Source organism: Tessaracoccus aquimaris (genome assembly GCF_001997345.1).
GTDB classification, from domain to species: domain Bacteria; phylum Actinomycetota; class Actinomycetes; order Propionibacteriales; family Propionibacteriaceae; genus Arachnia; species Arachnia aquimaris.
Genome location: NZ_CP019606.1, coordinates 278061 through 302902 on the forward strand (window position 1 = coordinate 278061; position 24842 = coordinate 302902).

Here is a 24842-nt window from a genome sequence, read left to right on the forward strand (position 1 = left end):
ATTAAGGATGAATCCCTATATCCCCATCGTGGGCATGGTGATCCTGGCGACAGTGTTCGTCCTGGTCTCCATGGGGCTGAGCCTCGTGGTTGGCCCGAGGCGCTACAACCGCGCCAAGTACGACAGCTACGAGTGCGGCATCCAGCCGACCCCGCAGCCCATCGGCGGCGGTCGCTTCCCGGTCAAGTACTACATCACCGCGATGATGTTCATCGTCTTCGACATCGAGGTCGTGTTCCTGCTGCCGTGGGCCGTCGCCTACAACCAGTTGAGCATGTTCGCCGTCATCGCGATGATCGTGTTCATCGTGTTGTTCTTCGTCCCCTACTTCTACGTCCTGCGCCGCAACGGCCTGGACTGGGACTGATCTCGGAAGGATCCTGACACATGGGTATCGAAGATAAGCTCCCAAGCGGCATCCTCCTGACCACGGTCGAGGGCGTCTTCGGCTGGCTCAGGAAGGCCTCCTTCTGGCCTGCCACCATGGGCCTCGCCTGCTGCGCCATCGAGATGATGGCCTTCGGCACGCCGCGCTACGACTCCGGACGATGGGGCCAGGAGGTCTTCCGCGCATCGCCGCGCCAGGCCGACCTGATGATCGTCTCCGGCCGCGTCTCGCAGAAGATGGCGCCGGTCATCCGCCAGGTCTACGACCAGATGCCCAACCCGAAGTGGGTCATCTCGATGGGCGCCTGCGCGTCCTCCGGCGGCATGTTCAACAACTACGCGATCGTGCAGGGCTGCGACCACTTCCTGCCCGTCGACATGTACATCCCCGGCTGCCCGCCGCGCCCCGACATGCTCATCGAGGCCATGTTCAAGCTGCGCGAGAAGGTCCAGCACCGTCCCATCGGCCCCAACGAGGCCGCCGCCGTCGAGAACGCCGAGCAGGCGGCCCTTGCCGCCCCCGCCAAGATCGAGATGAAGGGCCTCATGCGATGAGCGAGCAGACCCCCGACGCGAACCTGCCCGCGACCGGCGACGAGGCGAAGGCGCTCCCGGTCTTCGAGACCCGCAAGGGCATGTGGTCCGAGGGATCCTCCGACACCTCGGGCTACAACGGCATCGTGCGTCACCTGTCGATGCCCGGCCAGAGCGAGCCGCCGTTCGGTGAGCCGTTCGATTCGATCCGCTCCCGCGCCCTCGAACTGATTCCCGGCCTCGACGAGGGCCGCTTCCTGTTCGACCGCGGCGAACTGACGATCTACGTGCCGCGCGAGCAGTTGCTCGACGTGGCGAAGGCGTTCCGCGACGACGCGCACCTGCGCTTCGAGGTGTGCGTTTCAGTCTCGGGCGTGCATTACCCGCAGGAGACCGGGGCCGAACTGCACTCGGTCGCGCATCTGCTGAGCTACACGCACAACCGCCGCGTCCGCCTTGAGACCACGTGCACCGACGATGATCCGCACATCCCGTCGCTCGCACCGGTCTACCCGATGGTGGACTGGCACGAGCGCGAAACCTGGGACATGTTCGGAATCGTCTACGACGGTCACCCGGCGCTGACCCGCATCCTGATGCCAGACGACTGGCAGGGCCACCCGCAGCGCAAGGACTATCCCCTGGGCGGCGTGGACGTCGAATACAAGGGCGCCAAGGTGCCTGCTCCCGACAACCGGAGGTCCTACTCCTGATGACCACGCACGCAGCTACCGAAGACATCTTCGCCGGCTCCGGCGATGAGAAGGTCGACCGCGTCTACCTCGCGCAGGGCGGCGACTGGGAAGACATCGCGGCCGAGCAGGCCGAGCGCGGCGACGAGACCATCGTCGTCAACATGGGCCCCCAGCACCCGTCCACGCACGGCGTGCTCCGCCTGATCCTCGAGATGGACGGCGAGACCGTCACCTCGATCCGCCCCGGCATCGGCTTCCTGCACACCGGCATCGAGAAGAACATGGAGTACAAGACGTGGACCCAGGGCGTGACCTATGTCACGCGCATGGACTACGTGGCGCCCATCTTCAACGAGGCCGTCTACTGCCTGGCCGTCGAGCGGCTCCTCGGCATCACCGACGACATCCCGGAGCGCGCCTCCGTGATCCGCGTCTTGATGATGGAGCTCAACCGGATCGCCTCGCACCTGGTCGCCATGGGCACCGGCGGCATGGAGATCGGTGCGCTCACCATGATGACCATCGCGTTCCGCGAGCGCGAGATGATCCTCGACTTCTTCGAGGCCGTCTCCGGCCTGCGCATGAACAACGCATACATCCGCCCCGGCGGCGTCGCAAACGACCTGCCTGAGGGTGGCCTCGAGCAGCTTCGTGACGTCATCTCGTGGCTGAAGAAGCACCTGCCCGAGTACGCGGGCTTCTGCAACGAGAACCCGATCTTCATCGGCCGAATGTCCGAGGTCGGCAAGATGGACCTGACGGCGTCGATGATGCTCGGAGTCACCGGCCCGCCGCTGCGCTCCACCGGCTACAACTGGGACCTGCGCAAGACGCAGCCCTACTGCGGCTACGAGACCTACGACTTCGACGTGGTCACGTGGGCCTCCGACGACGCGTACGGCCGCTTCCGGATCCGCCTCGAGGAGTGCTGGGAGTCCCTCAAGATCGTCGAGCAGTGCTACGACCGCCTGCAGAAGTCCCAGGGTGAGCCCGTGATGGTCGCCGACCAGAAGATCGCGTGGCCCGCGCAGCTCACGGTCGGCCCGGATGGTCAGGGCAACTCGAACGAGCACATCCGCCACATCATGGGCCAGTCCATGGAGGCGCTGATCCACCACTTCAAGATCGTCACCGAGGGCTTCAAGGTCCCGGTCGGTCAGGTGTACCAGGCCATCGAGTCGCCCAAGGGCGAGCTCGGCTGCCACGTCGTCTCCGACGGGGGCAACCGCCCGTACCGCTGCCACTTCCGCGACCCGGGCTTCAACCACCTGCAATCCGTTCCCGCGATGTGTGAGGGCGGCATGATGTCCGATGTGGTCGTCGCCGTCGCAAGCATCGACCCCGTCCTTGGAGGTGTTGACCGATGAGCGGCCACTTCGAGAGCCACTTCCCCGACTCGGGCTCGGTCGACTACGCGGACCAGTCGACCAGCATCGACGCGACCACGATCGCCGAACTGCGCGAACTGGCGGGCCGCTACCCGGAGGCCCGCTCGGCGCTGCTTCCGATGCTGCACCTTGTGCAGTCGGTCGACGGGCGCGTCAGCCCCCGCGGCATCGAGGTGTGCGCCGAGATCCTCGACATCACCGCCGCCCAGGTCTCCGGCGTCGCGACGTTCTACACCATGTACAAGCGTCGCCCGGCGGGCAAGCAGCACGTCGGCATCTGCACCACCGCGCTGTGCGCCGTGATGGGCGGCGACATTCTGCTGGAGCGCGCCAAGAAGTTCCTCGGCATCGACGAGAACCAGACGACCCCCGACGGCCAGATCTCGCTCGAGCGCATCGAGTGCAACGCGGCCTGCGACTTCGCCCCCGTTGCGATGGTCAACTGGGAGTTCTTCGACAACATGACCCCGCAGAAGCTTGAGCACGTCCTCGGCGACCTGCAGGCCGACCGCGAGGTCGTCTCGCCGCGCGGCGCGACGATCACGTCGTGGCGCGAGGCCGAGCGCGTGCTCGCGGGGTTCCCCGACGGCCGCGCCGACGAGGGCCCCTCCGCGGGCCCTGCCTCGCTGCTCGGACGCGGGATCGCGGCCCAGAACGACTGGACGGCACCGCCCGCCGACGCCAAGCCTGCCCCCGTGGAACAGGGAGAGACCAAGTGACCGATCTGCTGACCCCGGTGCTGAGCGCCAACTGGGGCGAGGACAACTCGTGGAAGCTGTCGCGCTACGAGGCGACCGGCGGCTACCGCGCGATGCGCAAGGCCCTCGAGATGAAGCCCGAGGACGTCATCACGCTCGTCAAGGACGCGCAGTTGCGCGGCCGCGGCGGCGCGGGCTTCCCGACCGGCATGAAGTGGTCCTTCGTCCCCCAGGACAACCCGAACCCGAAGTACCTCGTCGTCAACGCCGACGAGTCGGAGCCGGGCACCTGCAAGGACATGCCGCTGATGATGGCGAGCCCCCACACGCTGGTCGAGGGCATCATCATCTCCTCCTACGCCATCAACGGCCACACGTCGTTCATCTACTGCCGCGGTGAGGTGCTGCACGTCATCCGCCGCCTCCAGCAGGCGGTGCGCGAGGCATACGCGGCCGGCTACCTCGGCAAGAACATCCTCGGCACCGGCTACGACCTGGACATCATCGTCCACGCCGGAGCGGGCGCCTACATCTGCGGTGAGGAGACGGCGCTGCTCGACTCCCTCGAGGGTCGCCGCGGCCAACCGCGCCTGCGCCCGCCGTTCCCGGCCGTCGCAGGCCTGTACGCATCGCCGACGGTGATCAACAACGTCGAGTCGATCGCGTCCGTTCCCGCGATCCTGGCCAACGGATCCGACTGGTTCCAGTCGATGGGCACCGAGAAGTCCAAGGGCTTCACGCTGTACTCGCTGTCCGGCCACGTCAAGAACGCCGGCCAGTTCGAGGCCCCCATGGGCATCACGTTGCGCCAACTCATCGACCTCGCGGGCGGCGTCCGCGAGGGCCACGAGCTGAAGTTCTTCACCCCCGGAGGGTCGTCGACCCCGATCCTGACGGGCGAATCGCTCGACGTGCCGCTCGACTACGAGGCGATGGCGGCCGCTGGCACCATGCTCGGCACCAAGGCGCTGCAGATCTTCGATGAGACCACCTCGATCGTGCGCACCACGCTGCGGTTCGTGGAGTTCTACAAGCACGAGAGCTGCGGCAAGTGCACCCCGTGCCGTGAGGGCACCTGGTGGCTCGTGCAGTTGCTGATGAAGTTCGAGGCGGGCACGGCTCAAGAGGGCGACGTCGACAAGCTGCTCGACATCTGCGACAACATCGGCGGCCGCTCGTTCTGCGCCCTGGCCGATGGCGCCGTCGCGTGCGTCACCAGCGCCGTCAAGCACTTCCGCTCCGAGTTCGAGCAGGGCTACCACACGCCCGCCTGGGAGCTGTTCCCCTACGAGAAGAGCTCGCTGTTCACCGAGGAAGGAGACGCCCGATGACCGTCGACGCCAAGACCTCAGGTGAGGTGACCCCGAAGCCGGACCTGGTCACGCTGACCATCGACGGCACGCAGGTGTCCGTGCCAAAGGGAACCCTCATCATCCGGGCCGCCGAGATGATCGGCACCGCCATCCCGCGTTTCTGCGACCACCCGCTCCTCGACCCCGTCGGCGCCTGCCGTCAGTGCATGGTCGAGATCCCCGACGCGGGCAACGGCCGCGGCTTCCCGAAGCCGCAGGCCTCCTGCACCATGCCGGTCGCCGAGGGCATGAAGGTCAACACGCAGGTCACCTCAGCCGTCGCCGCCAAGGCGCAGGAGGGGATGATCGAGTTCCTGCTGATTAACCACCCCCTCGACTGCCCCATCTGCGACAAGGGCGGCGAATGCCCCCTGCAGAACCAGGCGATGACCAACGGCGCGGGGGAGAGCCGCTACGAGGGTCGCAAGCGCACCTTCCCGAAGCCGGTCAACATCTCCGCGCAGATCCTCCTCGACCGCGAACGCTGCGTGCTGTGCGCGCGCTGCACCCGCTTCTCCGAGCAGATCTCCGGCGACCCGTTCATCGCGCTCGTCGAGCGCGGCGCGCTGCAGCAGATCGGCACCTACGAGCAGGACCCGTACGACTCGTACTTCTCCGGCAACGTCGTGCAGATCTGCCCCGTCGGCGCCCTGACGTCGGCCGCCTACCGCTTCCAGTCGCGCCCGTTCGACCTCGTGTCGACGACCACGACGTGTGAGCACTGCGCCGCAGGCTGCCAGTTGCGCACCGACCAGCGTCACCACCAGGTCAAGCGTCGCCTCGCCGGCGACCTGCCCGAGGTGAACGAGGAGTGGAGCTGCGACAAGGGCCGCTTCGGCTTCATGTACTCCCGCGGCGACGACCGCGTCACCCGCCCACTGGTGCGCCGCGACGGCGTGCTGCAGCCCGCGTCCTGGCCCGAGGCCATCGACGCGGCCGTGCACGGGCTGCGCGACGCGGGGACCGCCGTCGCCGTCCAGACCGGCGGCCGGCTGAGCGTCGAGAACGCCTACGGCTACTCGAAGTTCGCCCGCGCGGTGCTCGGCACCAACAACATCGACTTCCGCTCGCGTCCCTCCTCCCAGGAGGAGGCCGAGTTCATCGCCGCCCGCGTCGCGGGCAGGTCGCTGACGGAGTCGGTCACCTACGCCGACCTCGAGTCGGCCAGCCATGTCGTGCTCGTCAGCTTCGAGCCCGAGGACGAGTCCCCGATCGTGTTCCTGCGGCTCCGCAAGGGCGTGCGCAACGGCGGCCTCAAGGTCACCACCCTTGCACCGTTCGCCTCCCGCGGCTCCGAGAAGCTGTCGGCGACGCTCGTCCCCGTCGTCCCCGGCACCGAGGCGGTCGCGCTGACCGAACTCGACGGGCTCGACGCGGGCACCGTCATCCTGGTGGGGAGCGCGCCGCCGCGCTGCCCGGCGTGCTCAGCGCCGCGGCAGCCAAGGCCGACGCGACCGGGGCACGCCTCGCGTGGATCCCGCGCCGCGCGGGCGAGATCGGGGCCATCGAGGCGGGCTGCCTCCCGGGCCTGCTGCCCGGCGGTCGCCCGGTCTCCGACGCGAGCGCCCGAGTCGACGTCGCCGCCCACTGGGGCGTCGCAAGCCTCCCGGCGGAGGCGGGCCTCACCGCGGATGAGCAGTTCGCGGCACTGGCCGACGGCACCCTGAAGGCGATCCTGGTCGCGGGCGTCGACCCGTCCGACCTGGAGGACCCGGCCGCCGCGCTCGAGGGCCTCGACAACGCAGGCTTCGTCGTGAGCGTCGAACAGCGGATGAGCCAGGTCACCGAGCGCGCGGACGTCGTGTTCCCGGCGGCGCTGATGGAGGAGCAGGTCGGCAACTTCCTGAACTGGGAGCACCGCGTCGGCCGCGTCAACAACGTCAACCGCCAGCCGGTCACCCCGATGACCGACCTGCGCATCCTCGCCGCCCTCGCCGACGCGTTCGGCTCGGAACTCGGCTTCCGCGCCGCCAAGCAGGCCTTCACCGACCTGACGGAACTCGGCCAGTGGGACGGGCAGCGCCCCGCGGCTCCCTCCGACGCTCCGGTGGCCCCCGCCGACGGTGTGGTGCTCGCGTCCTGGCGGGAACTGCTGGACGCCTCGCAGGGCAACGACTACGAGATCGCGCTGCGGGCCACCGCACGCCCGGCCCTCGCCCGCGTGTCGCGCGCCACAGCGGAGCGACTTGGCCTCGGCGACATCGCCCGGATCACCGTTGGCGAGCACACCGTCATCCTGCCCGTCGATCCGAGCGACTCCATGGTCGACGACGTCGTCTGGGTTCCGATGAACCCCAGCCGGACCGATCGCCTCTGGGCGGCCCCCGGTACCCCGGTCACGGTCTCGGCCGTCTTCGCGGACGAAGGAGAGTAAGTCATGCCCAACTGGTTTTTCAACGACCCCTGGTGGCTGATCCTGATCAAGGTGGTGGCGCTCTTTGTCATCCTCCTGGTCTGGACCATCTTCAACGTCTGGTACGAGCGGCGCCTCGTCGGCAAGATGCAGCACCGCCTCGGCCCGATCATGAACGGCCCCTTCGGCCTCGGACAGGCCCTGGCTGACGGCGCGAAGCTGCTCGTCAAGGAGGACTTCCGCCCGAAGAACGCCGACAAGCTGATCTTCTCGCTCGCCCCCGTACTGACGGCAGTGGCGGCCTTCACCTGCTGGACGGTCATCCCGTTCGGCGGCAAGGTCACCATGTTCGGCGTCGAGACCCGCCTGCAGGTGACCGACCTCCCGGTGGCGGCCGTGTTCATCCTTGCGATCGCCTCGATCGGCATCTACGGCATCGTGCTCGCGGGCTGGGCAGGCAACTCCACCTACTCGTTCCTCGGCTCCATCCGCTCCACGGCGCAGATGATCTCCTACGAGATCTCGATGGGCCTCGCGATGGTCGGTGTGTTCCTGATGGCCGGCTCCATGTCGACCCACGAGATCGTCGAGTCGCAGCGCACGGTGCTGACCTTCGTCGTGCCGTTCACCAGCAACGAGTTCTCCTTCGGGCTGCCCGGCTGGTATGCGCTGCTGCTGTTCCCGTCGTTCCTGATCTACTGCATCGCGATGGTCGGCGAGACCAACCGCGCGCCCTTCGACCTGCCCGAATGTGAGTCGGAACTGGTCTCCGGGTACATCACCGAATACTCCGGCTTCCGCTACGCGCTGTACTTCCTCGCGGAGTACATCAACATGGCGACCGTCTCGGCCGTGTGCACCACCTTGTTCCTGGGCGGCTACCTCACCCCGTGGCCGCTGAACTGGCTCGCGGAGGGAGTGCCGTTCTTCGGCTTCCTCGAGAACCCATGGCTCGGCCCGCTGTGGTTCGTGCTGAAGGTCCAGTTGCTGATCTCGGTGTTCGTGTGGCTGCGCGGCACCCTGCCCCGCTTCCGCTACGACCAGTTCATGAACCTGGGCTGGAAGGTCCTCATCGAGATCGCGCTCGCCTGGATCATCATCGTCGCCCTCGTGGCCAACACCCCGTGGCGCAACGCCACCATCGGCCTCGGGCTGCTCCTGATGCTTGTCATCTACTGGTTCTTCGGAGGCAACAAGTCTGCCTCGACCGAACCTGCCATCGAGGAACCGCGAGGCGAACAGGTCTACGACGCGTTCGCCGGCGGCTACCCGGTGCCGCCGATGCCCGGCCAGGTGCTGCCGGAACTGGTCGGCGTGGTGCACGGCACCCGCGTCGAGGAACCGGCCGACGAGGTCGTCGTTGAAGGGAAGGATTCCTGATGGGTTTCATGGAGCAGTGGGCCGGCTTCGGCATCACGTTCAAGACGATCTTCCGCAAGACCTTCACGCAGGGCTACCCGCAGAAGGGCAAGGAAAAGGTCACGATGCCGCGCTTCCACGGCAGGCATCAGCTCAACCGCTGGCCCGACGGACTCGAGAAGTGCGTCGGCTGCGAGTTGTGCGCCTGGGCCTGCCCCGCCGACGCCATCTACGTCGAGGGCGCCGACAACACCGAGGACGATCGCTACTCGCCCGGTGAGCGCTTCGGCCACGTCTACCAGATCAACTACCTGCGCTGCATCTTCTGCGGCCTGTGCATCGAGGCCTGCCCGACGCGCGCGCTGACGATGACCAACGAGTTCAAGATCTCCGACGACACGCGCCTGAAGATGATCTACGAGAAGCAGGACCTGCTCGCCCCGCTGCTGCCGGGCATGGAGCAGCCCCCGCACCCGCGCCGGCTCGGCGACACCGAGCAGGCCTACTTCCTCGGGTTGCCCGACACAGGCACCCCCGACACCCGCACCGGCTCGACCTCAGGAGCGGCCAAATGACCCCGATGATCCCGCTGGTTGCCGCCAGCACGGTCGCCTTCTGGGTGTGCGCGCCGATCGCGGTGCTGTGCGCCCTCGGGCTGCTGCTTGCGCGCAAGCCTGTGCATGCGGCCGTGTCCATGGCGGGCGTGATGATCTCGCTCGCCGTGCTGTACGCGGCCCAGGACGCCCCGTTCCTGTTCGTCATCCAGATCGTGGTCTACACCGGCGCGATCCTGATGCTGTTCCTGTTCGTGGTCATGCTGGTCGGCGTCGACTCCACCGACTCCGCCGTCGAGACGCTCAAGGGGCAGCGGGTCACCTCGCTCCTCGTGGCGCTCGGCCTCGGCATCCTGCTGATCTGCGCCGTCGGCCAGTTCACGATGGGCAGGGCCCCCGCGGGCCTCGCCGAGGCCAACGCCCAGTTCGGCGGCAACATCCAGTCGATCGCCGCCCTCCTGTTCACCAAGTACGTCTTCCTGTTCGAGGCGACCGCGGCGCTGCTGATCACCGCGGCGGTCGGCGCGATGCTGCTCGCCCACGGTGAGCGCCTCAAGAAGAAGCAGACGCAGCCCGAGCAGATCGAGGAGCGGGTCCGGATGTACGCCGAGGAGGGGGTGGCACCCACGCCGCTTCCGAACTCCGGCGTGTTCGCCCGCAGCAACTCCATCGCGACCCCCGCGCTGCTGCCCGACGGTTCCATCGCGGAGAAGTCGGTGAGCAAGACGCTGACCATGCGTGGCGCCGTCGTCAACGTGGAGGAGCTTCGCGCCCCCACCCACGCGGCCTACGCCGTCCTGGAGGCGCGCGACGCCGAGATCGAAGGAGACGACGAATGAACCCCGAGGGCTTCCTTGTTCTCTCGGCGATCCTGTTCGTGATCGGCCTGGCGGGCTTCCTGCTTCGCCGCAACGCGATCATCGCCTTCATGAGCATCGAGTTGATGCTCAACGCCACCAACCTCGCGTTCGTCGCGTTCGCCCGCTTCCACGGCAACCTCGAGGGGCTCATCGCGGCCTTCTTCGTGATGGTCGTCGCGGCGGCGGAGGTCGTCGTCGGACTCGCGATCATCGTGGCCGTGTATCGTGCCCGCCGCTCGGCCTCGGTCGACGACGCCAACCTGATGAAGTTCTAAGGGGTTTTCAAGCGTGCAACTCCTCGAATCCGTTTCCGCACTGTCGAGCCCCGGCCTGCTGGTCTGGCTGCTCGTCGCCATCCCCTTGGTCTGTTCGGCGATCCTGCTGCTGGCGGGCAAGGCGACCAACGCGTGGGGCCACTACCTGGCCACCCTCGCGGTGATCGTGTCCTTCGTGTTGGGCCTTGTGCTGTTCATCCAGCTACTCGGTTCACCCGAGGACGCCCGCGCCGTCAACGTGGTCGTCTACGAATGGATCGCCACGGGCAACTGGTCGATCGAGCTCGGCTTCCTCGCAGACCAGCTCTCGATCCTGTTCGTGCTGCTGATCACGGGCGTCGGGTCGCTGATCCACATCTACTCGATCGGCTACATGGCCCACGACGACCGCCGTCGCCGGTTCTTCGCCTACCTGAACCTCTTCATCGCCGCGATGCTGATCCTGGTGCTTGCGGACAACTACCTGGTCCTGTTCCTCGGCTGGGAGGGCGTCGGCCTCGCCTCGTACCTGCTGATCTCCTTCTGGGCGCACAAGCCGTCCGCGGCCCGCGCTGGCAACAAGGCGTTCATCGTCAACCGCGTCGGTGACCTCGGCCTGTCGATGGCGATCTTCACGATGCTCGCGATGTTCGGCTCGGTCCGCTTCGAGGACGTCAACGCCGGAGCCCCCGGTCTGTCGCCCCTGTGGGCGACGCTGCTCGGCGTCTTCCTGCTCGTCGCTGCCTGCGGCAAGTCGGCCCAGGTGCCGCTGCAGTCCTGGCTGCTCGACGCCATGGAGGGCCCGACGCCCGTCTCGGCCCTGATCCACGCCGCCACGATGGTCACCGCCGGTGTGTACCTGGTGGTCCGCTCCAACGCCGTCTACGAGGTGGCGCCCATCGCGCAGACCGCCGTCGCGGTCGTCGGAACGGTCACGCTGCTGTTCGGCGCCTGGATCGGCACCGCAAAGGACGACATCAAGAAGGTCCTCGCGGGCTCCACGATGTCGCAGATCGGTTACATGATGCTCGCCGCGGGCCTCGGCCCGATCGGCGCGTCGTTCGCGATCTTCCACCTCATCACGCACGGCTTCTTCAAGGCCAACATGTTCCTCGGCGCAGGCTCCGTGATGCACGGCATGAACGACGACGTCGACATGCGCCACTACGGTGCGCTCGCCAAGGCCATGAAGATCACGTTCTTCACCTTCGCGATGGGCTACCTGGCGATCATCGGCTTCCCATTCACCGCCGGCTTCTACTCGAAGGACCACATCATCGAGGCGGCGTTCGACAAGAACCTGCTCTTCGGCGTGCTCGCCCTGATCGGCGCAGGCGTCACCGCGTACTACATGACGCGACTGATGATGATGACCTTCTTCGGTGAGAAGCGCTGGGAGAAGGACGTCCATCCGCACGAGTCGCCGCTGGTGATGACCGTCCCGCTGATCATCCTGGCCGTGGCCTCGATCGTGGCGGGCCTGCTGATGAACAACTGGATCACCGAGTGGCTCGCCCCGACCACGGGCCAGCCCGCCATGGAGCATCCGTCGCTGTTCCACTTCACGACGATCGGCTTCATCACGCTCGCCGTCGTCGCGGTGGGTGTCGCCATCGGCTGGTTCCTGCACAAGGGCACCATCGCCTCGGTGCAGCCCGCCACGAAGAACCCGCTCGTCATCGCGGGACGCAACGACCTGTACGGCGACGCGTTCAACGAGTACGCCGTCATCCGCCCGACGATCGGCACCGCCGACGCGTTGGCCACGCTCGACCACGCCGTGGTCGACGGGGCTGCCCGCGGATCCGCCACAGTCGCCTCCGGGCTCGGCGTGTGGCTACGCAAGGCCCAGAACGGCTATGTGCGCACCTACGGCCTGACCCTCGGGGTCGGGATCGTGGTCCTCGCGGCCGTCATGCTGCTCGGGCACCTGGGCTAAGGAGAACTTGAGAGACATGTCACTGATTCTGACCATCCTCGCCCTGCTGCCGATCCTCGGCGCGGTGGTGGTGTTCCTCCTGAAGGGCCAGGTGGCCCGCGTCGTCGGCTACGGCATCGCGCTCACCACCGCGATCCTCGGCGTGCTCGCCTTCGTGCTCAGCACGCAGGGCGCCGCGCTGTCGGTCGACCTGAACTGGATCCCCGTGATCGGCGCGCACTACGCGCTCGGTCTCGACGGGATCAGCGCCCTGCTTGTCCTGATGACCGTCATCATCGTCCCCGTCGTGCTGCTCGCCGAGTGGCACGTCGGCGACGACGAGGGCGCGCGGTGGGGGAGCAACGTCTTCTTCGGGCTGGCGCTGCTGCTGCAGGGCTTCGCGCTCTTCGTGTTCATGGCCGAGGACGTGCTGCTGTTCTACATCGCCTTCGAGGCGACGCTGATCCCCACGTACTTCCTGATCGCAGGCTACGGCGGCCCGAAGCGTCGCCAGGCCGCGATCAAGTTCCTGATCTACTCGCTGGTCGGCGGCCTCGTGATGCTCGTCGCGGTGGCCGGCCTGTACGCCGTGTCCGCCTCCGCGGGCAACCCGAGCTTCCTGATCAGCGATCTGGCGGCCCTCGACATGGGCACCAACATCGGCCGCTGGCTGTTCGCGGGCTTCTTCTTCGCGTTCGCCGTGAAGGCGCCGTTGGCGGGCCTGCACACCTGGCTGCCCGACGCGGCAGAACAGTCCACGCCCGGTACCTCGACGCTGCTTGTCGGCATCCTCGACAAGATCGGCACCTTCGGCATGATCAAGATCTGCCTGTGGATCTTCCCGGAGGCCTCGCAGTGGGCCACCCCGGTGATCCTGATCTGGGCGATCGTGTCTGTCATCTACGGCGCGCTGCTCGCGATCCAGTCGAAGGACCTGCTGCGCCTGGTGTCCTACACCTCGATCAGCCACTTCGGTTTCATGGTGTTCGGCATCTTCGCCCTCACCACGCAGTCGCTCAGCGGTTCGATCTTCTACATGCTCAACCACGGCCTGTCGACCGCGGCCATGTTCCTCGTCGTCGGATTCATGATCCGTCGCCGCGGCACCGCCGACATCGACGCCTACGGTGGCGTCCAGAAGGTCGCCCCGGTGCTTGCTGGTGTGCTGCTGATCTCCGGCCTGACGGCGCTCGCGCTGCCCGGCATGGGCAGCTTCGTGTCCGAGTTCCTCGTGATGGCGGGCTCGTGGCAGCGCTACCCGATCCACACGGCCGTCATCACGCTCGGCACCGTGCTCGCCGCCGTCTATGTGCTTCGGATGTACCTACGCACCATGACCGGCCCGGTCACGGAGCAGGTCGAAACCCACGTCACGACAGACCTCTCGCTTCGTGAGAAGGCGGTCGTCGCACCCCTGCTCATCCTCCTGATCGCGTTCGGCTTCTTCCCGAAGCCGGTCCTCTCGGTGGCCGATGACTCGGCCCGCGACACGATGGTGAAGGTCGGCGTGAGCGATCCCGCGCCGCAGGTCCAGGAAGGCAACCGATGATCAACCTGTTGGAGACTCTCCCGAACATCCCGGCGGTCAGCCCGGAGTGGATGGCGCTGTCGCCGCTCCTGGTGCTGCTGGGGGTCGGCTGCCTCGGCATCGTGCTCGAGGCGGTGCTTCCGCGTGAGGTCCGCTACCTGGTCCAGTCCGCGGTCGCGCTGCTCGGCGTCATCGCCGCCCTGGCCCTGACCATCCTGAACTGGATGGACCGCGCCCCCGCGATCGTCGCGGAGGGCCTGATCGCCATCGACGGGCCGACCAACGTGTTCTGGTCGATCCTGCTCGTCACCGGCCTCGGCGGCGTCGCGCTGTTCGCGGAGCGGGGACTCGGCAACGGCCGCTCGGCCTTCGCGTCCTCCGCGTCGACGGTTCCCGGTTCGCCGCTCGAGCGGGAGGCCGACCGCCTCCGCCGCGAGCACACCGAGATCTTCCCGCTGCTGATGTTCGCGCTGTTCGGAATGATGCTGTTCGCGTCGTCGAACAACCTGCTCGTGCTGTTCGTCGCCGTCGAGATCTTCTCGCTGCCGCTGTACCTGCTGACCGGGATGGCGCGCCGCCGCCGCCTGCTCAGCCAGGAGGCCGCGCTGAAGTACTTCCTGCTCGGCTCGCTCGCCTCTGCGATCATGCTCTACGGCATCGCGCTGCTCTACGGCTACTCCGGTGGCCTGCAACTCTCCGACGTCGACACGGCCATCTCGATGGGCATCGGTAGCCAGTGGCTGCTGCTCGCGGGCCTGCTGCTCGTCTCGGTCGGCGTGCTGTTCAAGATCGGCGCCGTCCCGTTCCACGCCTGGACGCCGGACGTCTACATGGGCGCCCCGACGCCCGTCACCGCGTTCATGGCGGTCGCCACCAAGACCGCCGCCGTCGGCGGCCTGCTGCGCGTCTTCTACGTCGCGCTCGGCGGAGCCCAGTGGGACTGGCAGTTGCTGTTCTCGGTCGTTGCCGTCGCCACCATGCTGCTCGGCTCGACCGTCGCGCTTGCGCAGAACGACATCAAGCGACTCCTTGCCTACTCGTCCATCGCGCACGCAGGCTTCATCCTCGTCGGTGTGGTCGGCGCGGTGCAGGGCGGCGTCGGGATCCCCGTCTCGTCGGTCAGCGCCATCGCGTTCTACCTGCTCACCTACGGCATCGCGACGCTCGGCGCGTTCGCGATCGTCACCATGGTGCGCCGCGCGGGCGGCGAGGCAAACAGCCTCGACGCGTGGAAGGGCCTCGGCAGGCGTAACCCGTTCATCGCGGTGCTGATGACGCTGTTCATGCTGAGCTTCGCAGGCATCCCGCCGACGGCGGGTTTCATCGGCAAGCTGACCGTGTTCTCGGCGGCCTGGGTGGGCGGCTACGGCTGGCTCGTCCTGGTGGCGCTGCTGACCTCGGCGATCGCTGCGTACTTCTACCTGAAGGTCATCGTCGCGATGTGGTTCCAGGAGGCGGACGAGGCGACCGTCGGCGAGGTCACCGACCCGTCGCTCTGGACCTGGATTGTGGTGGTCGTGTCGGCCGCGGCTACGCTGGTGCTCGGCCTGGTGCCGGGTGGCGTACTGACGCTGCTCGCCAACGCTGCCCAGTTCATCCGCTGACCGTTAGGGAGAGTGTGTCGTGGCGGAAGCCCCGCTTGAAGACCAGTTGACGGTGCTCCTCGACTCGTTCGAGGAGCGCCTGGTCGAGGTCGCAGTAGCGAGTTCGCCCTTCGTCACGGAGGCAGCCAGGCACATCATCTCCGCCGGCGGCAAGCGGTTCCGACCGCTCCTGGTCTTCCTGGCCTCCCGGTTTGGGGAGAGGTTGACGAGCACGACCTGATGCGTGCCGCGATGGTGATGGAACTCACCCACGTGGCGAGCCTCTACCACGACGACGTGATGGACGTCGCCGACCTGCGCCGCGGGGCACCCTCGGCGAACCGGCTGTGGGGCAACTCCGTCGCGATCCTGGTCGGCGACTTCCTGTTCGCCCGCGCCTCGACGACCGTCGCCGAACTCGGCGTCGAGTACGTGATGCTGCAGGCCGAGACCTTTGCCCGGCTCGTGCAGGGGCAGATCGCCGAGACGAAGGGCCCCGCCGAGGGCGACGATCCGCTTGCGCACTACCTCCAGGTGATCGCAGACAAGACCGGTTCCCTGATCGCGGCCTCCGCGCAGTTCGGCGGGATGGTCTCCGGCGCCGACCGCGTCACGCTCGACGCGCTGTCCGCCTTCGGAGAGGAGGTCGGCCTGGTCTTCCAACTCTCCGACGACCTGATCGACATCACCTCCGACACCACGGGCAAGACGCCCGGCACCGACCTGCGCGAGGGCGTCCCGACGCTCCCCGTGCTGATGCTCCGCGCCGAGAACGACCCTGCCGACGCCGACCTGCTCGCCCTGATCGACGGCGACCTCTCCACCGACGAGGCGCTGGCCGAGGCGCTCGCCGGGCTGCGCGCGCACCCCGTGATGGGGCGCGCCAAGGCGGAGGTCGAGAGGCACGCCGATGTCGCGCGTGCCCACCTCGCGCCGCTGCCCGAGGGCGAGGCGAAGGACGCGCTGCTCCAGGTGTGCAGCGACCTGGTCGACCGGACCAACTGAGCGTGGCCACCGACGATCGCCGCCTGAGGGGCGAGTTGAGCGTCGAGGACTATGTCACGTTCGACACCTCCCTCGCCCGCACCCCCGCGGGCAGAAAGCAGCGCTGGGGCCTGTGGGTCGTCGCGCCGCTGATCGTCGGTGCCATCTGCGCGATCCTGCTCGGCCCGGCGCTTGCGGGCATGGGCTGGCTGACAGGATCTATCGTCGCGGACTCCGTCATCGCCTTCGTCGTCGGCATGCTTGCCACGCTGCTGGTCGCCCGGTTCGTGCCCCGCTCTTCGACCGGCCCGAACCTGGCGGCCGCCGCCAAGCGCGGCGGCCTGCTGGTCGGCCCCACCTCCTGGCGACTCACGCCCGAGCACGTGATCCAGGAGGGCGCCCTGATGGACCTCGAGGCGGCCTACGACGCCATCTCCGCCATCGACGTCGCCGAGTCGCTCGCCGCCGTCTACCACGAGGGCAGGATGGCGATCCTGATCCCGCTGCGCAGCATTGAGGCGGTCTCCTTCGTCGATGAGTTGCGCCGCCGCGTCGCCGTGGCGCGGGCCGACGAGCCAAGCTAGCCGCCCCCCAGGACCCGTCCCGGAGCCCTTCCGTTCGCCGTCGACGGCGCGTGCGAGGGTCACCCCGGCTGGGTGATGACCCGTCCATGCGCCCGCCGCAAGGCTTGTCGCATGCACACAGCCCCGTATCCCCCGATCGCCCTACCTGACCGCTCCGTCGAGATCGACGTCGGAACGCTGCCGGGAGTACCGGAGGAGACGGGGGCGGTCGGCTGGCTGCTGTGTGACTCAGAGACCGCCCCCGAGGCGCTCGGTGTCACGGCGGAGCGGCTCACCGAACTCGCCTTCACCGCAAAGCGCGGCACCTCGCTCCAACTCGCCGGGCCCAAGGGGCCGATCCAGGTGCTCCTTGGAGCGGGGGAACGCGCCGCCCTGAACGCGGCCGGGGTCAGGGACGCCGCCGCGGTGCTCGCGCGGGAGGTGCCACAGGCTGCCACGCTGGCGCTCGTGCTGCCTGACGGCGTGGACACGGAGGCCGCGGCTGCGGCTGCCGTCGAGGGCGTCGTCCTGGCCCGGTACGCGTACCGGATCGGGAAGGCCCCGGACGCCCCGGCGCTCAAGCGGCTGACGCTGCTCACCACGCACGAAGGGCGTCAGGCCGCCGAGGCCGGCGTGGCCAGGGGACGGATCCTGGTGCGGACGGCCGAACTGGCCCGTGACCTGGCAGGCACCCCTGGAGGAATGCTCACCGCCACCCGGCTGGGCGACATCGCCGTCGAGGTGGGCCAGGCAGCGGGGCTCGAGGTCGAACTGTTCGGGGAGAAGGAACTGCTGGAACTTGGCTGCGGGGGGCTGCTCGGCATCAACCTGGGCAGCGTCGAGCCTCCGGTGATGGTCAAGCTCGTCTACCGCCCCGCCGGGGAGCCGAGCGGGCGGCTGACGCTCGTCGGCAAGGGCATCACCTACGACTCCGGCGGCCTCGCGCTCAAGCCCGGCGACGAGGTGCACGCCACCATGAAGAACGACATGACGGGCGCCGGGGCGATCCTGGCGGCCATGACGGCGCTGCGTGACCTGGGCTGCGCAGCTCAGGTGACCGGCTATCTGATGTGCACCGACAACATGCCCTCCGGCTCCGCGCTGCGGTTGGGCGACATCGTCGTGATGCGCGGCGGCACCACCGTCGAGGTCATCAACACCGACGCCGAGGGTCGGATGGTGATGGCGGACGCGCTCGTCCTGGCGCGGGAGGAACCCGTCGACGCCATCGTCGACATCGCAACCCTGACGGGGGCGGCGCTCGCGACGTTCGGGCCGGAGATCGCCGCGATGCTCGGCACCTCCGACGACCTCCTCGACCAGGTGCGCGCCTCCGCGGACCGCGTCGACGAGCTGGTCTGGGAACTGCCCCTCGTGACGAACTACCGCGACCAACTCGACTCGGTCACCGCCGACCTGCGCAACCTCGGCGGCCCGACGGCGGGCACCATCACCGCCGCGCTGTTCCTCAAGGAGTTCATCGGCGACGTCCCGTGGGCCCACCTCGACATCGCCGGGCCTGCTCAGGCCTCGGCGGCGCGTGGGTGGCGCAACCGCGGAACCACCGGATTCGGCGCGAGGCTGCTTCTCGACCTCGCCCTGAACTTCCGGATCCCGGCCTAGCCGGACACCCCGACGTCGTAGAGGAGGCCGGCCGCACGGGCGACGCGGACGGCCTCCCTACGGCTTCCAACCGACAGCTTCCGGTAGATCGACTTGAGGTGCTGCTTGATGGTGTTCTCCGACACGCACAGCGCGCTCGCGATCTCCGCGTTCGAGGCCATCGTCGGAAGGTAGAACAGGACCGCGCGCTCCCGCTCGGTCAGCGGCAGCAGCGTGCGCACCTCCTCCTCCGGATCCGTCGCGATGGTGGCCAGCGCCCGCTCGACGAACTCGCGGTGCGTCCCCACCAGGTCGAGGTGTCGCCGCAGCGCCATCGCCAACTGGTAGTTCGGGCGGACCAGCGGCAGCGCGACGTCGTCGCTCGCGGCCAGGTTCAGCGCCTCTGCCATGGCCTCGACGGCCTGCGAATCGCGACGCAACTGGTCCTCCGCTGCCGACACGGCCACCCAGGCCCGGACGGCGGGGAAGCCGACGGTGCCAAGGGTCTCCGCGACCGCGTCGCGGACCCCTGCCGGGTTGCCGGTGCTGAGCAGCAGCCGTGCCCGGGCGACCTGCACGAGGTGCGGGTTGCCGACCTCGCGGTCGTGGCCGCGTTCGTGCGTGTCGAGCAGTTGCGCCGCCCGCTCGGAGTCGTGCTGCGCCAACGCAAGGTCGACCTGGAGGCCCACCAGTTGCGGCCGAAGCGACTCGATCCCGCGCCGCGCCTCCAGCTCGCCTCCCGCGGCCCGAGGCGGCGTCGGGCACCGATCGGGTCTCCGGTGGCGAGGGCATGTCGGGCGGCGAGCAGGTTCAGTTCGACGCGGACGAACGGGCTGAACTTGGCGCCCGCCACCTCTGCGCACCGCTGTCGCGACGCCCTGGCGGCCTCCAGGTTGCCTGCCCGAAGCTGGGCGGCCGAGCGTGCCAACCAGGCCCACTGGGTGTCGGAGCGCGAGGCGTGCCCCTCCCGCTCCGCGACCTCGATCGCCTCCTCCGCGGTCGCGCGCGAACGGTCGACCCAGCCCGCCATGCCCTCCGCGACGGCGATCAGGCCGCGCGTGTAGACCTCGGTGAATGCGGTGTGCTCCTCGAGGGGCAAGGTGGCTGCGCCCTCGTTGAGACGCGCCAACGCCGAGTAGGGATTGCCCGCCCACAGGTCGGCGACACCGCGGATGGTCGTGGTCAACCCGCGGTGCTCCGACCAGCCGGGCGCGTCGATGCCCCGGATGCCGGCGAGCAGGTTGTCCGCGAGCGTCGCGGAGCGGCGCAGCGCCACCCCGTCGCTGTCGCGGTGCGCCTGGCCGGCGGTGATGAGGTGGACCGCGAAGGCCGCGATGCTGCGCCGCGGCTCGGGCAGCGTGTCGACGCCCGGCGACGCCCTGTCGAGCAGCACCGCGACCGTGGTCGCGTCGCGCTGGGTGTACGCCGCGGCCGCGAGCGTCACGGCGAGTTCCGGGTTGTCGATGGTCGCGGCGCCGGGGATCGTGGCGACCAGGTCGAGGAAGCGGTGCCGATCGGCGCCGAACAGAGCGACGGCGCCCGAACGGACCGCCAGCGCGCCCGCGAAGTCCCAGTCCTCCGAGGCGACCGCGTGCGTCAGGGCCTGCATCCACTGGCCGTGCCGCTCGTACCAGAGCGCGGCGATGCGCTGCTGCTCCTGCTCGAGCTGGGGGCGGGTGGCCTTCAGCCTGGCGTGCAGCAGCGTGTTCAGCAGCGAGTGTGCCCGGTAGCAGCCTGTGTCTGCCAGCTCATGGCTGAGCAACTGCTCGCGGGACAGGTTCTGCAGCATCTGGGCCGCGCCTGCCTCGCCGCTCAGCTCGGCCGCCAGCGGCGCGCACAGCTTGGAACACACCGAGGTGCGCTGCAGGAACTCGTTGTACGAGGACGGCAGGTTCTGCAGCACCTCCTCCCACAGGTACTCGGAGATCGGGAACGCGATCCGGCCGAAGCGGGCGATGGTCTCCGCAGGATCCGAGGCGGAACGCAGCCGAGCCGCCACCAGCCGCAGCGCGGCGGCCCATCCACCCGTACAGGTCATCAACTGGTCGAGCGTCGAGCCCTGCAGGTGGACGCCGCCCTCCGCGAGCAGCGCTCGTCCCTCGTCGCGGGTGAAGGTCAGGTCCTGGAAGCGAACCTCCGCGACGGCCTCCTCCAGGCGCATCCGCTGCAACGGCAGCGGCGGCTCATGGCGCGTCACCAGCACGATGTGCAGCCCCTCCGGCGGCCATCGCAGGAGGTCCTCCAACCACTGGATGGTGGTGCCCGACTCGATGGCGTGCGCGTCGTCGAGGACGAGCGTCAGGCGCCCCACCCGGGCCGCGATGTCCTGCAGGAACGCGGACTCGGGGTTCAGGTGCTTGCGCAACTCGGACATCGTCTCGGGGCTTGCGATCCGCAGCGCGGCAAGCATCGATCCCCAGAACTTCGTGACGCTCGCATCGCCCTTGTCGAGGGAGACCCACGCGACGGTGCCAGCCTGGGTGCCTTGCCTGGTCCAGTCGGCCACGGCAAGCGTCTTTCCCGTGCCGGCAGGACCGGAGACAACGGTGAGCGGCAGGTGTGCGCTCTGGTCGAGTTGGGCCGTGAGTCGTGGTCGGTGGACAAACCGTTCTGTACTGATCGGGATGCGGAAACGCACCTCGTTGTATGGACGCTCACCGTAACGCTCGGCCACGGAAAATCGCCTCCCTGCCGGGTAGAGATGAAAGATTGTACGTCGCATGGGCGCGCTCCGCGCCGCGACTTTTCACCATTCTTGGGCCTACCGGGCCGGAGCGGATTACCCGTGTGGGGTGATGCCCCAAAGGGTGGCCGCGACAAGGGTTGACACACCCAAAGGTAGGGAGAAGAGACCAACATGTCCGAACTAATCATCATCGGATACCCCGACCACGACACCGCGGATCGGGCCAACGCGGCGGTGTTGCAGCTCCAGCGCGACCGGATCGTGAACCTCACGGGGCTCGCCGTCGTCCGGGTCGATGACGACGGCAAGCAGCACATCGACACTCCGACCAGGGTGGTCGCGACCAGCGCGGTCGGCGGGGCGTTGTGGGGGATGCTGATCGGGTTGCTCTTCCTGGTCCCCGCGATCGGGCTGCTCGTCGGCGGCGCCTGGGGCGCCGTCGCAGGGGCGGCGGCACGGGCCGGCATCAACAGGGGCTTCCGCGAGAAGGTCGACGGGCTCCTCGAACCGGGCCTGGCGGCGGTCGTCATCCTGACCACGAAGGTCACGGGCGACAAGTTCGCGGCCGCGATGGCACCGTTCGGAGGAACGGTGCTCAAGACGTCCCTGACGGACGAGGACGAGCTGGCGTTGGCCGACGGATTGTCGGCGACGGAGTGATCCACTAGTGGGGGAGTTGGGCTGATGTCCGACAGCCTGATCACCCTGCTCGTGCTCGCCGTCACGGTGGTGCTGTTCGTCATCGACCGGCTCCCCGTTGCAGGGGTCGCGATGCTCGTCCCGGTGGCGCTGTGGGCGACCGGCGTGCTGAGCCTCGAGGACGCCGTCCGCGGCTTCGGCGACCCGACGACGCTGTTCGTGGCGTCGCTCTTCGTGGTCAGCGAGGCGTTGGAGGCGACCGGAGTGACCGCATGGGTCGGCGACTTCATCATCGAGAAGGGCGGCGACTCGCGCGCACGGCTGCTGATCACCGTGATGCTCGCCGTCGCGCTGTTGACGGCGCTGATCAGCCCCAACGGGTCGGTGGCGGCACTGACTCCCGTGGTCGTCGTGATCGCCGTGCGGGGCGGAAGGTCCCCGTCGGAACTGCTGTTGCCTACCGCGTTCGCCGCCCATGCGGGCTCGCTGCTGCTGATCACCGGCTCTCCCGTCACCGTGCTCGTCTCGGACGCGGTCGAGGAGGTGGACGGCGGACGGATGGGGCTGTTCAGCATCTCGGTGGTCGGGGTGGTGCTGCTCGTCCTGACGATCACGGTGTCGGTCCTGTTCGGTGGCAGGCTGATCCCGACGCGGAGCCCAGAACGCTCGCTGCGCGACTTTGGAGGCCACGCCGAGGTGCTTGCCCAGCACTACCAGGTTGAGGGCGAGCCGCTCATGGACCGGGGCAGCGGCGCGGCGGAGTTCATGATCGGCCCCCGTTCCGAGTTCGTCTCCGACCTGGTCTACCGCGGGATGCACACCTCAAGCGGCGAACTGGTGGTCGCCGCGATGCACCACAAGGGCCACGACGTGCGAAGCCCCATGCGGCTCGGCGTCGGTGACACCGTGCTGCTGCAGGGACCGTGGGAGGCCCTTGAGCGGGCCGCCGCCGACCCCAACCTGATCGCCGTCGATGACCCGGAACACGTGCGCCGCCAGGCGGTGCCGCTCGGGGCAGGCGCGAAGCGGGCCCTCGCGGTGCTCGCCCTGATGGTCGTCCTGCTTGCCACCGGCGCCTTCCCTCCCGCCGCCGTCGGCATCACCGCGGCCGTGGCGATCGTCCTGCTGCGCGTGCTGAGGGTCGACCAGGCCTACCACGGCATCTCCTGGACCACCGTCATCCTGGTCGGCGGCATGATGTCGCTGTCGGCCGCCATGCAGGACAGCGGGGCAGCGGAGCAACTGGCCACCGGGCTCGTCGACCTGATCGGCGACGCGGGCCCGTACGCGCTGCTCGCGGGCCTGTTCGTCATCACGGCCGTCTTTGGACAGTTGATCAGCAACACCGCCACCGCGCTGATCGTGATCCCGGTCGGCATCTCGGCCGCGACGCAACTCGGCATCTCCCCGGTTCCGGTGCTGGTGTCCATCGCCGTCTTCGCCGCCGGGGCGCTACTGACGCCGGTCGCGACCCCCGCCAACCTGATGGTGATGGAGGCTGCCGGCTACCGGTTCGGGGACTACTGGCGCCTCGGCTTGGTGCTGCTCGTGCTCTACGGGGCCGTCGGCATCCTGCTCGTGCCCTTGATATGGCCTATGTGAACGGTCACCCTGGCTGGGTGATGCGTGCAGGGGAACCCGCCCCCGAACCTGGAAACTCGCTTGTTTTCTGACCTCATTTTGAAGGAACCCCATGAACGCGGTACTCGCATTCGTCATCGTGATGGCCATCTGGACCGTCAGCGATCTGGTGGCCAAGAAGACGAACTCCAAGCTCTCCTCGCTGTTCGTCGCCTCCATCATCTTCCTCACCGGCTTCCTCACCGGCATCTTCCCCGACGACCTGCTCTCCTCCTCGTCGCTTCTGGCGCTCGGCGGCGTCTCCGTCGGCTTCATCATCGTCCACCTCGGCACCATGATCAGCCTTGCCGACTTCAAGGCGCAGTGGCGGACCTTCGTCGTCGGCGTCGCGACGGTGATCGGCATCGGGGTGGCGCTGCTCGTCGCCGGGCTGATCATCGGCGGCGGCGTCCACCAGGGCCGCTACGAGGGGGTGGCGCAAACCATGGACTATGTCGTGGCGGGCATCGGCGCCCTCTCGGGCGGCACCATCTCCGTCCTCATCGTGCAGGAGGCGGCGCTCGGCGTCGGCCTCACCACGGTCGCCGTCTTCCCCGTCCTGATCGCCGCGCTGCAGGGCCTGATCGGCTTCCCGCTCGCCACTCCCATCCTGCGCCGCGAGGCCCAGCGCCTCCAGGGCGAGTACCGCGCCGGCCGACTCACCGCGGCCGACACGTCTGAGGCCGACGAGGGCAAGGTGGCGTCGAAGCTGCCCAAGTTCCTCACAACCACCGCCGGGACCCTCGTCGTGGTCGGCCTCGTGGTGCTCGCGTCGATCGGGATCGACCGGTTGACCGGCGGCATCCTCAACACCTTCGTGGTGGCGCTGATCTTCGGCATCGCGCTGCGCGCCCTCGGCGTGTTCAAGCCGGGCGTCCTCGACGGCATCGACGCGTACGGCCTGATGATGATCTCGATCCTGATCCTGATCTTCGCGCCGCTCGCCAACGTCGACCTTTCCGACGTCGCCTCCCTTGCCGTGCCGCTGCTTGTCGCCTTCGCGGTCGGGGTGCTCGGCATCGTCGTGTTCGCGGGCCTCGCCGGCAGGCTGCTCGGCTTCAGCTTCCCGATGGGCATCGCGATCGGCCTGACGGCCCTGTTCGGCTTCCCCGGCACGATGATCCTTTCCCAGGAGGCCGCGCGGGGTGTCGGCGAGAACGACGCGGAGGTCGCCGCCATCGAGGGCGCGATCCTGCCGAAGATGATCATCGCCGGCTTCTCGACCGTCACCATCACCTCGGTGATCGTGACGGGCCTGATCGCCTCGCAGATCGGCCGCTGAGCG

At 68.4% G+C, this 24842-nt stretch carries 20 protein-coding genes and 2 pseudogenes; 20 read left to right on the forward strand and 2 right to left on the reverse strand.

Annotation, left to right across the window (positions count from 1 at the left end):
* The first annotated feature begins 7 nt into the window (after window positions 1-7).
* The 17 genes and pseudogenes from BW730_RS01265 to BW730_RS01345 all read left to right on the forward strand — a co-directional run bounded on the left by BW730_RS01265 (window position 8) and on the right by BW730_RS01345 (window position 18633).
* Window positions 8-367, forward strand: coding sequence for an NADH-quinone oxidoreductase subunit A (locus BW730_RS01265; RefSeq protein WP_077684719.1), 360 nt, complete (start codon window positions 8-10; stop codon window positions 365-367).
* 20 nt (window positions 368-387) lie between these two features.
* Window positions 388-942, forward strand: coding sequence for an NADH-quinone oxidoreductase subunit B (locus tag BW730_RS01270; RefSeq protein WP_077684720.1), 555 nt, complete (start codon window positions 388-390; stop codon window positions 940-942).
* On the forward strand, window positions 939-1634 hold the full coding sequence (locus BW730_RS01275; RefSeq protein ID WP_077684721.1) for an NADH-quinone oxidoreductase subunit C: 696 nt from the start codon (window positions 939-941) through the stop codon (window positions 1632-1634). The genes BW730_RS01270 and BW730_RS01275 overlap by 4 nt, the downstream gene beginning before the upstream one ends.
* Entirely contained in the window at window positions 1634-2983 is a 1350-nt protein-coding gene (locus BW730_RS01280) for an NADH-quinone oxidoreductase subunit D (RefSeq protein ID WP_077684722.1), read from the forward strand. The genes BW730_RS01275 and BW730_RS01280 overlap by 1 nt, the downstream gene beginning before the upstream one ends.
* On the forward strand, window positions 2980-3723 hold the full coding sequence (nuoE, locus tag BW730_RS01285) for an NADH-quinone oxidoreductase subunit NuoE (protein ID WP_077684723.1): 744 nt from the start codon (window positions 2980-2982) through the stop codon (window positions 3721-3723). The genes BW730_RS01280 and nuoE overlap by 4 nt, the downstream gene beginning before the upstream one ends.
* Window positions 3720-5033, forward strand: a complete 1314-nt coding sequence (gene nuoF / locus BW730_RS01290; RefSeq protein WP_077684724.1) for an NADH-quinone oxidoreductase subunit NuoF — start codon at window positions 3720-3722, stop codon at window positions 5031-5033. Before nuoE ends, nuoF begins: the two co-directional genes overlap by 4 nt.
* Window positions 5030-7428: pseudogene (locus BW730_RS01295) on the forward strand (NADH-quinone oxidoreductase subunit G). Before nuoF ends, BW730_RS01295 begins: the two are co-directional and overlap by 4 nt.
* A 3-nt stretch (window positions 7429-7431) precedes the next feature.
* A complete protein-coding gene (gene nuoH, locus BW730_RS01300; protein WP_077684725.1) occupies window positions 7432-8787 on the forward strand; it encodes an NADH-quinone oxidoreductase subunit NuoH in 1356 nt (451 codons plus the stop codon).
* An 8-nt stretch (window positions 8788-8795) separates the two neighbouring features.
* The gene (gene nuoI / locus BW730_RS01305) at window positions 8796-9341 is read left to right on the forward strand and encodes an NADH-quinone oxidoreductase subunit NuoI (protein WP_077687473.1); all 546 of its coding nucleotides are present in this window, start codon (window positions 8796-8798) and stop codon (window positions 9339-9341) included.
* A gap of 5 nt (window positions 9342-9346) precedes the next feature.
* Window positions 9347-10159, forward strand: coding sequence for an NADH-quinone oxidoreductase subunit J (locus BW730_RS01310; RefSeq protein ID WP_145952972.1), 813 nt, complete (start codon window positions 9347-9349; stop codon window positions 10157-10159).
* Window positions 10156-10455 (forward strand): NADH-quinone oxidoreductase subunit NuoK, encoded by a 300-nt coding sequence (nuoK, locus tag BW730_RS01315; RefSeq protein ID WP_077684727.1) that lies wholly within the window; start codon window positions 10156-10158, stop codon window positions 10453-10455. The genes BW730_RS01310 and nuoK overlap by 4 nt, the downstream gene beginning before the upstream one ends.
* A gap of 13 nt (window positions 10456-10468) precedes the next feature.
* Window positions 10469-12373, forward strand: coding sequence for an NADH-quinone oxidoreductase subunit L (nuoL, locus tag BW730_RS01320; protein WP_077684728.1), 1905 nt, complete (start codon window positions 10469-10471; stop codon window positions 12371-12373).
* 16 nt (window positions 12374-12389) lie between these two features.
* Window positions 12390-13901, forward strand: a complete 1512-nt coding sequence (locus BW730_RS01325) for an NADH-quinone oxidoreductase subunit M (protein ID WP_077684729.1) — start codon at window positions 12390-12392, stop codon at window positions 13899-13901.
* Window positions 13898-15484, forward strand: a complete 1587-nt coding sequence (gene nuoN, locus BW730_RS01330; protein ID WP_077684730.1) for an NADH-quinone oxidoreductase subunit NuoN — start codon at window positions 13898-13900, stop codon at window positions 15482-15484. The genes BW730_RS01325 and nuoN overlap by 4 nt, the downstream gene beginning before the upstream one ends.
* A gap of 19 nt (window positions 15485-15503) precedes the next feature.
* A pseudogene (locus BW730_RS01335) lies at window positions 15504-16468 on the forward strand (polyprenyl synthetase family protein).
* A 2-nt stretch (window positions 16469-16470) separates the two neighbouring features.
* Entirely contained in the window at window positions 16471-17031 is a 561-nt protein-coding gene (locus tag BW730_RS01340) for a hypothetical protein (RefSeq protein WP_077684731.1), read from the forward strand.
* 111 nt (window positions 17032-17142) lie between these two features.
* Complete coding sequence (locus BW730_RS01345; protein WP_077684732.1) at window positions 17143-18633, forward strand: leucyl aminopeptidase family protein; 1491 nt, start codon at window positions 17143-17145, stop codon at window positions 18631-18633.
* Here BW730_RS01345 and BW730_RS01350 read toward each other — a convergent pair.
* Both BW730_RS01350 and BW730_RS01355 read right to left on the reverse strand, forming a co-directional pair.
* Window positions 18630-19052 carry a helix-turn-helix transcriptional regulator gene (locus BW730_RS01350; protein ID WP_226996970.1) on the reverse strand — a complete coding sequence of 141 codons (423 nt, stop codon included), beginning with the start codon at window positions 19050-19052 and terminating at the stop codon, window positions 18630-18632. The genes BW730_RS01345 and BW730_RS01350 overlap by 4 nt on opposite strands.
* Window positions 19007-21286 carry a winged helix-turn-helix domain-containing protein gene (locus BW730_RS01355; protein WP_077684734.1) on the reverse strand — a complete coding sequence of 760 codons (2280 nt, stop codon included), beginning with the start codon at window positions 21284-21286 and terminating at the stop codon, window positions 19007-19009. The genes BW730_RS01350 and BW730_RS01355 overlap by 46 nt, the downstream gene beginning before the upstream one ends.
* 183 nt (window positions 21287-21469) lie before the next feature.
* Here BW730_RS01355 and BW730_RS01360 point away from each other — a divergent pair, with 183 nt between their 5' ends.
* The 3 genes from BW730_RS01360 to BW730_RS01370 all read left to right on the forward strand — a co-directional run bounded on the left by BW730_RS01360 (window position 21470) and on the right by BW730_RS01370 (window position 24839).
* Window positions 21470-21958: a DUF1269 domain-containing protein gene (locus BW730_RS01360; RefSeq protein ID WP_077684735.1), complete on the forward strand. Its 489-nt coding sequence runs from the start codon at window positions 21470-21472 to the stop codon at window positions 21956-21958.
* A gap of 24 nt (window positions 21959-21982) precedes the next feature.
* Window positions 21983-23539 carry an SLC13 family permease gene (locus BW730_RS01365; RefSeq protein ID WP_077684736.1) on the forward strand — a complete coding sequence of 519 codons (1557 nt, stop codon included), beginning with the start codon at window positions 21983-21985 and terminating at the stop codon, window positions 23537-23539.
* Window positions 23540-23630: 91 nt separating this feature from the next.
* On the forward strand, window positions 23631-24839 hold the full coding sequence (locus tag BW730_RS01370) for a hypothetical protein (RefSeq protein ID WP_077684737.1): 1209 nt from the start codon (window positions 23631-23633) through the stop codon (window positions 24837-24839).
* Window positions 24840-24842: the final 3 nt, after the last annotated feature.

Bases quoted from the DNA above. Each gene is read 5' to 3' on its own strand.
- nuoK (WP_077684727.1), top strand. From the start codon at position 10,156: ATGAACCCCGAGGGCTTCCTTGTTCTCTCGGCGATCCTGTTCGTGATC.
- BW730_RS01280 (WP_077684722.1), top strand. From the start codon at position 1,634: ATGACCACGCACGCAGCTACCGAAGACATCTTCGCCGGCTCCGGCGAT.
- BW730_RS01325 (WP_077684729.1), top strand. From the start codon at position 12,390: ATGTCACTGATTCTGACCATCCTCGCCCTGCTGCCGATCCTCGGCGCG.
- BW730_RS01275 (WP_077684721.1), top strand. From the start codon at position 939: ATGAGCGAGCAGACCCCCGACGCGAACCTGCCCGCGACCGGCGACGAG.
- BW730_RS01310 (WP_145952972.1), top strand. From the start codon at position 9,347: ATGATCCCGCTGGTTGCCGCCAGCACGGTCGCCTTCTGGGTGTGCGCG.
- BW730_RS01345 (WP_077684732.1), top strand. From the start codon at position 17,143: ATGCACACAGCCCCGTATCCCCCGATCGCCCTACCTGACCGCTCCGTC.
- BW730_RS01370 (WP_077684737.1), top strand. From the start codon at position 23,631: ATGAACGCGGTACTCGCATTCGTCATCGTGATGGCCATCTGGACCGTC.
- nuoH (WP_077684725.1), top strand. From the start codon at position 7,432: ATGCCCAACTGGTTTTTCAACGACCCCTGGTGGCTGATCCTGATCAAG.
- BW730_RS01270 (WP_077684720.1), top strand. From the start codon at position 388: ATGGGTATCGAAGATAAGCTCCCAAGCGGCATCCTCCTGACCACGGTC.
- BW730_RS01265 (WP_077684719.1), top strand. From the start codon at position 8: ATGAATCCCTATATCCCCATCGTGGGCATGGTGATCCTGGCGACAGTG.
- nuoE (WP_077684723.1), top strand. From the start codon at position 2,980: ATGAGCGGCCACTTCGAGAGCCACTTCCCCGACTCGGGCTCGGTCGAC.
- nuoI (WP_077687473.1), top strand. From the start codon at position 8,796: ATGGAGCAGTGGGCCGGCTTCGGCATCACGTTCAAGACGATCTTCCGC.
- BW730_RS01360 (WP_077684735.1), top strand. From the start codon at position 21,470: ATGTCCGAACTAATCATCATCGGATACCCCGACCACGACACCGCGGAT.
- nuoN (WP_077684730.1), top strand. From the start codon at position 13,898: ATGATCAACCTGTTGGAGACTCTCCCGAACATCCCGGCGGTCAGCCCG.
- BW730_RS01365 (WP_077684736.1), top strand. From the start codon at position 21,983: ATGTCCGACAGCCTGATCACCCTGCTCGTGCTCGCCGTCACGGTGGTG.